The 7,213-nt window shown below is 72.5% G+C and carries 9 protein-coding genes; all 9 read right to left on the bottom strand.

Annotated features, from left to right (window positions below; all coding sequences use genetic code 11):
• Window positions 1–253, bottom strand: a 253-nt coding sequence (locus E1286_RS44670) for an alpha/beta fold hydrolase (protein ID WP_425464799.1), incomplete at its 3' end; no start/stop codon positions are given.
• Window positions 229–615: a VOC family protein gene (locus E1286_RS44665; protein ID WP_132623090.1), complete on the bottom strand. Its 387-nt coding sequence runs from the start codon at window positions 613–615 to the stop codon at window positions 229–231. The genes E1286_RS44670 and E1286_RS44665, both read right to left, overlap by 25 nt.
• Window positions 616–706: 91 nt before the next feature.
• Window positions 707–1,669, bottom strand: coding sequence for an AraC-like ligand-binding domain-containing protein (locus tag E1286_RS44660; protein WP_132623088.1), 963 nt, complete (start codon window positions 1,667–1,669; stop codon window positions 707–709).
• Window positions 1,670–1,776: 107 nt separating this feature from the next.
• Complete coding sequence (gene lipA / locus E1286_RS44655) at window positions 1,777–2,706, bottom strand: lipoyl synthase (RefSeq protein WP_132623086.1); 930 nt, start codon at window positions 2,704–2,706, stop codon at window positions 1,777–1,779.
• Between the two features lie 42 nt (window positions 2,707–2,748).
• Window positions 2,749–3,735, bottom strand: coding sequence for a M48 family metalloprotease (locus E1286_RS44650; protein ID WP_132623084.1), 987 nt, complete (start codon window positions 3,733–3,735; stop codon window positions 2,749–2,751).
• Between the two features lie 79 nt (window positions 3,736–3,814).
• A complete protein-coding gene (gene lipB, locus E1286_RS44645; RefSeq protein ID WP_132623082.1) occupies window positions 3,815–4,507 on the bottom strand; it encodes a lipoyl(octanoyl) transferase LipB in 693 nt (230 codons plus the stop codon).
• A gap of 37 nt (window positions 4,508–4,544) precedes the next feature.
• Window positions 4,545–5,282: a Type 1 glutamine amidotransferase-like domain-containing protein gene (locus tag E1286_RS44640; RefSeq protein WP_132623080.1), complete on the bottom strand. Its 738-nt coding sequence runs from the start codon at window positions 5,280–5,282 to the stop codon at window positions 4,545–4,547.
• Window positions 5,283–5,319: 37 nt separating this feature from the next.
• Window positions 5,320–6,213: a TIGR01777 family oxidoreductase gene (locus E1286_RS44635; RefSeq protein ID WP_132623078.1), complete on the bottom strand. Its 894-nt coding sequence runs from the start codon at window positions 6,211–6,213 to the stop codon at window positions 5,320–5,322.
• A gap of 125 nt (window positions 6,214–6,338) precedes the next feature.
• Window positions 6,339–7,213 (bottom strand): 2-oxo acid dehydrogenase subunit E2 (locus E1286_RS44630; protein WP_187368322.1); only part of this gene is annotated, 875 nt, incomplete at its 5' end.

Genomic DNA, 7,213 nt, shown 5'->3' with positions numbered 1-7,213 from the left:
CGGCGACACCCTCCCGCTCGGCCGCGTACGGGAGGGTGTCGCCGCTCCCGCCGCGGCCCCGGCGGTCGTAGTCGTACACCGTGAACCACGGCGCCAGGCCGGTTGCCACGCCCGCCAGCACGGGGTGGCCCCGGCCGGTGAACGCGCCGTGCACGAGGACGACAGCGGGCCCGGAGCCGTGCCGGTCGTAGGCGATGACCGTGCCGTCGGCCGAGATCGCCTTGCCGCTCATCCGGCCGGCTGCACCAGGCACAGCGCCTCCCAGTGGTGGCCGTCGAGGTCGGCGAAGCCACGCTGGTAACGCATGCCGTCCTCCAGCTTGACGCCCGCCGGGGTGGCCCCGGCCGCGAGGGCCTTGTCCACCAGCTCGTCCACCTGGGCGGGATTCTCCATCCCGAGCACCAGGATCGCCTCGGTGGCCGTGCCGGAGTCGGCGATGCCCTTGGTGATGTACGACGCGAACGCCGGCTCGGTCAGCAGCATGACCTGCGTCTGCTCACTGATGATCACCGACGCCATGGTGTCGGCCATGCCGAACAGCTGGAAGCCGAGCTCGGTGAAGAACTTCTTCGACCGGTCGAGGTCCTTGACCGGCAGGTTGACGAAAAGCTGCATCTTCGGATCCTTTTCCGTGGGGGTGGACACGTCCAGTCTCGCCCGGAGGGCGTCCCCCGGTCTTGGATCTGCGCGCCGGATGCGTTGACGTTCAGCGCACGGCGTTGGCCCGGCGGTACTCCGCGGGCGGCATCCCGTACGCGCTGCGGAACAGCCTGCTGAAATGGGCCGCGTCCGGCAGCCCCCAGCGCGCGCCGACCGCGCTGACCGGCAGATGCGCGAAGGCGGGATCGGCGAGGTCGGCGCGGCAGCGTTCCAGACGCCGCCGCCGGATCCAGGCCGCGACCGTGGTGTGCTCTGACTCGAACAGCCGGTGCAGCAGGCGTACCGAGACGTGGTGCGCCGCCGCCACCGTGGCGGGATCGAGCTCGGTGTCGCCGAGACGCTGCTCGATGAAGGCGTGCACGCGCAGCTGCAGCGCGCGCTGCCGGGAGTCGGGCGGCAGCGCGTTCGCCTGCTCCGCGCGTTCGGCGACGGCCGTGCTGACGAGGTCGGTCACCACGGTCGACAGCCGCGCCGCGCTCTCCGGCCGGTACGTCGCATGATCCATGGCCACCCGGCGCAGCAGCGGCACGGCCAGCGCCGCCGCCCCCGAGTCGGCCGTGATCGGCACGGCGGTCAGCCCGGCCACGGAGCCGTACGGCAGGGCCAGCAGATCGCGGGGGAAGCTGAACACCGCCAGCTGCACCGCCGCGTCATAGGCCAGCTCGTACGGCCGGTTGAAGTCGTAGATCGCGAACTCGCCCCGGCTGAGCCGGGCCTGCCGGCCGTCCTGGCTCAGGCACGGGCTGCCCGACATGGCCAGCACCACCCGGTAGAGCTCGGGCTCGTCGCCGCGGATCAGACCGGCCGTGCGGTGCACGCTGTGCGGTGTGGACGTACGCACCCGGCCCACCCCCACGGCGCCGAGCTCGGCCAGCTCGATCTCGCCCCGCAGCGGTGCGTCGCGGTCGATGCGCAGGTCGAGCGGGCCCAGCGTGTCGCACACGATGCCGCGCCAGGCGTCGAGGCGCTGCCTGGCGGGCAGGTCGGTCGTGCGGATCAGAACGCCCATGCCCCGTCGCCCTCCGTCGGCTTGTCGGGGGACATGCTGTCACGGAAACGCCCGGAAGAAGAAGCGGCTCCGGGGGCGTACCCCGGAGCCGCTCAGGCAGCAGGACCTCAGGCGGTCTGGCGGGCCTCGATGGCCTGCTTGTAGAGCCTGCCCGCCCGGTACGACGAGCGGACCAGCGGCCCCGACAGCACCCCGGCGAAGCCGATGGCCTCGGCCTCGGCCTGCAGCTCGACGAACTCCTCCGGCTTGACCCAGCGCTCCACCGGGTGATGGCGCGGCGTCGGGCGGAGGTACTGGGTGATCGTCAGCAGGTCGGTGCCGGCCGCGTGGAGGTCACGCATGGCCTCGACGACCTCCTCACGCGTCTCGCCCATGCCCAGGATCAGGTTGGACTTGGTGACCAGCCCGGCCTCGCGGGCCATCGTGATCACGGCGAGCGAGCGTTCGTAGCGGAACGCCGGGCGGATGCGCTTGAAGATCCGCGGCACGGTCTCGACGTTGTGCGCGAACACCTCGGGCTTGCTGGAGAAGACCTCCTCCAGCTGGTCGCGGTTGCCGTTGAAGTCGGGCACCAGCAGCTCGACGCCGCAGTCGGGCAGCAGCGCGTGGATCTGGCGGGCGGTCTCGGCGTAGAGCCAGGCCCCGCCGTCGGGCAGGTCGTCGCGGGCCACGCCGGTCACGGTCGCGTATTTCAGGCCCATCTGCTGGACGGACTCGGCGACCCTGCGCGGCTCGTCGCGGTCGTACTCCTTCGGCTTGCCCGTGTCGATCTGGCAGAAGTCGCAACGGCGGGTGCACTGGTCGCCGCCGATGAGGAACGTCGCCTCGCGGTCTTCCCAGCACTCGTAGATGTTCGGACAGCCCGCCTCTTCACAGACCGTGTGCAGGCCCTCCCGGCGCACGAGCGATTTGAGCTCGGTGTATTCGGGGCCCGTCCTCAGCTTGGTCTTGATCCACGGGGGCTTGCGCTCGATCGGGGTTTCGGCGTTACGCACCTCCAGGCGGAGGAGCTTACGGCCTTCAGGGGCAACGGTCACGGCTTCAGCTTACGTCTCCCGAGGAAGCGGACCGCTCCAGGGTCAGCTGATGAGCCCGAACCCGCGGATCGCCCTGCTGTAGTGGGCCCGCAGCTCCTGGTCGATCAGCTCGGACTCGCCGGCGCCGATCAGCTCGGAGCCCGGCGGAGCGGTGAGCACGCCGTCGGCGGTGAGCCGGAACCGGGCCAGCGCCCCCTGCCGGATCGAGGTCACGCTCTCCCCGCGCAGCGCCGCCGCCTGCATCGGGGCGAGGTAGCCGCCGCCCGCCGCCAGCTGCTCCAGCCGGGCCAGCTCCGCCTCCGCGACGGCCCGCAGGGCCGGCGCCCGCCGCCTGGCCTCCGTACGGCCCTCGTCGGCCCCGGCCAGCCGGGTCAGCGCGTACTGCATCAGCAGCACCGGGCCACCGAGCACCCGCCCGAACAGGCGGCCGATGAACCCCGCCACCTCGTACGCGGTGCCCGGCTGGTGCGCCACCCCGAGGGACGACGCCGTGATCGCGGTCTGAGCCTCCTGCCTGACCTTCAGCGGCGCGGCGGAGTCGAGCAGCGCGTCGCGCCAGGACTCCAGGGTGTTCAACGCCTCGCCGACCAGCCGCTCGCCGCCGGTCGGCCGCCGCGCGTACGCGGTGGCCAGCAGGGCCGCGCGCAGCGTCGGCGGCAGCGCCAGCCACAGCGGCAGGCCGACGACCAGCACGGGCGTACGCGCCAGGCCGACGCGTTCGTAGCGGGTCTCGGTGGCCAGGTCGCGCACCGCGACCTTCCCGGGCGGCGGGACGCCGACGCGGTCGGCCACGCGGGCGGCGGCGCCGTACAGCTCGGGAGCGGCGGAGCGGTCGAGCACCTCGGCGTCGGCGGGCAGCCGGCCGAGCCGGGGCCGCAGCGCCCATCCGATGGCCAGGAGCGGGGCGCCGATCACCCACGACACGAACGAGCCGGGCTCGCGCAGGATCGCCGACGCGCCCAGCACGGCGAACGCCAGCGTCAGCAGGTGCACCACGGACGCCAGCAGGAGGGCGGACAGGCGCTTCACACGGTGATCGTAAGCCCGGCACCGTCACGGCGCACCACCGCCGATCCGGCAGATTTCCCTCCCCGAACCGCCGATGCGGCTAGCGGCGCAGCAGGTCTTCCTCGTGCAGGTCGAACGGCTGCTTGCCGAGCGCCTCGGCCAGCCGCTTCTCCGCGATCGGGATGACCTCCTCGACCACGATGCGCCGCCCCGTCTCGGCGGACAGCGACGACACCCCCACGTCGGGGATGCCGCACGGCGCGATCCGGTTGAACCAGCGCGGGTCGTTGGCGCAGTTGAGCGCGAACCCGTGCATGGTCACGCCGCGCGAGACCCGCAGGCCCACCGCGCCGAGCTGACGGTCGGGCAGGCCCAGCGCCGGGTCGCCCATCGCCCAGACGCCGCCGCGGCCGGGCACCCGCCGGGCCGTGACGCCGAAGTCGGCGCACACCTGGATCATGGTGTCCTCCAGGCGGCAGACGTACGCCACCACGTCGGTGATGGCGACGATCGGATAGGCCACCAGCTGCCCAGGGCCGTGCCAGGTGAGGCGGCCGCCCCGGTCGACGTCGATGACGGGCGTGCCGTCGGCGGGCCGTTCGTGCGGGGCGGTGCGCTTGCCCGCGGTGTAGACGGGGGCGTGCTCCAGGATCAGGGCGGTGTCGGTGAGCTCTCCGGCGACCCGTTTGTCGTGCACCCAGCGCTGCAGCGACCAGGCCTGCTCGTAGGGGACGTCGACACCAAGGCGGACGATGGCGAGTGCGTGGGGATCGTCCCCGTGGTTGGGGCGCATGGGCCTATTGTGCCGTTCCCTCACCCTTGAAGGGTAATCAGGGGGTCAGCAGCCGCGGCTCGATCCGGAACTCCTTGACCCCGCCGTCACCGTCGCCCTCCACGCGGTACGCCGCCGCGCCGGGCACGGCGCTGACCGCCTGGATGAACTCCGTGCCGACGTAGTGGAGCGCCACGCCCTCGTCGGCGGCGTAGCCGGACGGCAGCTCACCGCTGGCCACCGACGCCTGCAGCAGCGGCCGGCGCTGCGCCTCGGCGTCGTAGTGGACGCCGCACGAGTAGGGCAGCAGGCCGAGCCCCTCGGACCAGACGCGCAGGTCGGGGCCGAAGGAGTCGGTGTTGCCGCCGACGTGCCAGCACAGCGCGCCCGCGCTCTGCCCCGACAACACCACGCCGGCCCGCCACGCCTCCTCGAACGCCTCGTCGTAGCCGTGCAGGCGCCACAGCGCCATGAGGTTGGCCACGCTGCCGCCGGAGACGTAGATCATGTCCTGTTCGAGCATCCAGGCGCGCGGGTCGGCGACGTTGGGCATCGGGAACACCGTCAGGTGGCTCACCTCGACGTCCCACTGCGCGAACGCGCCGTACATCTTCAGCAGCCAGTCGGAGGAGTCGCCGACCGCGGTGGCGACCAGGCCCAGCTTCGGGCGGTCCTGCCCGGTCAGGTCGAGGCCGTAGCGCAACAGCGCGCTGGCCTCGATGACGTTCTGGCGGCTGCTGGGGCGGAACGACCCGCCTCCGATGGCGAGGATGTGCGACTGACCTGACCGGCTCATGGCAAGATTCTCCCACCCGCTGAAGCACGAACGGCCACTAGAGTACGGCGCGCAGTGCCTCATCGAGACCGGTATGGGTGAAGCGATACCCACTGTCCGTGAGTTTCCCCGGCACGAGCCGGTGACTGGGCAGCAGCCCCTCGCGGGCGAACTCGCCGAGCCCGAGCGTCAGTGCGAAGGCCGGCACGGGGATCGGCATCGTCCCCCTGCGCATCGCCTTGCCCAGCGCCTTGGTGAACTCCGCGTTCGTCACGGGCCCCGGCGCGGTGAAGTTGACCGGCCCTGAGACATCCCGGTTCGCCAGCACGTGCAGGGCGGCACCGACCCAGTCGTCCAGGGTGATCCACGACCAGTACTGCTTGCCGGTGCCCAGCGGCGCGCCCAGCCCCATCCGGAAGATCGGCAGGATCCGGGCCAGCGCCCCGCCGCGCCTGCTGAGCGCCAGCCCCGTACGCGCCTGGACGGTCCTGACGCCGGCCTCGCCGGCTCGGCGGGCCTCGGCCTCCCACCGCTCGCAGAGGTCGGACAGGAACCCCGTGCCCCTGCCCTGGCTCTCGTCCACCAGCCGGTCGCCGGTGTCGCCGTAGAAGTCGACCCCGGAGGCCGACAGGAGCACCTCGGGCGGTCTCGACAGCCGCCGCAGCGCGTCGACCAGCACCCGCGTGCCCTCGATCCGGCTGTTCAGCAGCTCGCGCTTGTACGCCTCGCTCCAGCGCCGCTCCGCGATCGGCGCCCCCGCCAGATGCACGACGGCCTCGGCGCCCTCCAGCGCCGACACGTCCACGACCTGCTCGTACGGCTGCCAGAACGCCTCGTCGGCGGCGCGCGGCTCACGGCGGACGAGTTTCACGACCTCCCGCCCCCGCTCCCGCAGCGCCTCCACCAGCGCCGACCCCAGCAATCCCGACGCCCCGGTCACGATGATCGCCATGCCCCCACCGTACGCCGCCGCCCCGGCCCGCGCCGATCACCGGGCGGGCACGAAAAGGCCGGGCGGCCCCTGGAGACAGGGACCGCCCGGCCGGCCGGCGCTCTCGGGCGCCGGGTGGGAACGTGTTACGCGAGCCCGAGCTGAGCCTCGAAGCGGCCCTCCTCCAGGCGGCGCTTCACCGTGGTGAGGAAGCGGGCCGCGTCCGCGCCGTCGACCAGGCGGTGGTCGTAGGTCAGCGCCAGGTAGACCATCGACCGGATCGCGATGACCTCGCCCTCGGGCGTGTCGATCACGACGGGCCGCTTCACGACCGAGCCGGTGCCGAGCATGCCGACCTGCGGCTGGTTGAGGATCGGCGTGTCGAACAGCGCGCCGCGGCTGCCGGTGTTGGTCAGCGTGAACGTGCCGCCGGTGATCTCGTCGGGGGTCACCTTGTTGGCGCGGGTGCGCTCGGCCAAATCGGCCGTCTTACGGGCGAGCCCGGCGAGGTTGAGGTCGCCGGCGTTCTTGATGACCGCCGCGATCAGGCCGCGCTCGGTGTCGACCGCGATGCCCAGGTGCTCGACGTCGAAGTACGTGACCTCCATGGTCTCGTTGTTGATCGTCGCGTTGAGCTTCGGGTGCTGCTTGAGCGCCTCGATCGCGGCCATCTCGAAGAACGGCATGAACGACAGCTTGACGCCCTCGCGGCGCAGGAAGTCGGCCTTCGCCTGCTCGCGCAGCCGCGCGATCTTGGTGACGTCGACCTCGACCACCGTGGTGAGCTGGGCCGCCGTCTGCAGCGACTCGACCAGCCGCTTCGACATCGTCTGGCGCAGGCGCGACATCTTCTCCGTACGGCCGCGCAGCGTCGTGTCGACCTCGACCGGCTCCGGAGCCGCGGCGGCCGGGGCCTGGGCGGCGGGAGCCTGAGCCGCGGGGGCCGGGGCGGCGGCGGGCGCCGGCGCGGCCTGGACGGCCTGCTCGCGCTGAGCCTTGGCGGCCTCCAGAGCTGTCTCTT

Source organism: Nonomuraea terrae (assembly GCF_004348995.1).
In the GTDB taxonomy this organism is placed as follows: Bacteria; Actinomycetota; Actinomycetes; order Streptosporangiales; family Streptosporangiaceae; genus Nonomuraea; species Nonomuraea terrae.
Note: the sequence above shows the minus strand (reverse complement) of the source record. Positions and strands in the feature narration are given on the sequence as shown.

Excerpts from the sequence above, each read along its gene's own strand:
- E1286_RS44665 (WP_132623090.1), bottom strand. The coding sequence starts at position 615 with ATGCAGCTTTTCGTCAACCTGCCGGTCAAGGACCTCGACCGGTCGAAG.
- E1286_RS44660 (WP_132623088.1), bottom strand. The coding sequence starts at position 1,669 with ATGGGCGTTCTGATCCGCACGACCGACCTGCCCGCCAGGCAGCGCCTC.
- lipB (WP_132623082.1), bottom strand. The coding sequence starts at position 4,507 with ATGCGCCCCAACCACGGGGACGATCCCCACGCACTCGCCATCGTCCGC.
- E1286_RS44640 (WP_132623080.1), bottom strand. The coding sequence starts at position 5,282 with ATGAGCCGGTCAGGTCAGTCGCACATCCTCGCCATCGGAGGCGGGTCG.
- E1286_RS44635 (WP_132623078.1), bottom strand. The coding sequence starts at position 6,213 with ATGGCGATCATCGTGACCGGGGCGTCGGGATTGCTGGGGTCGGCGCTG.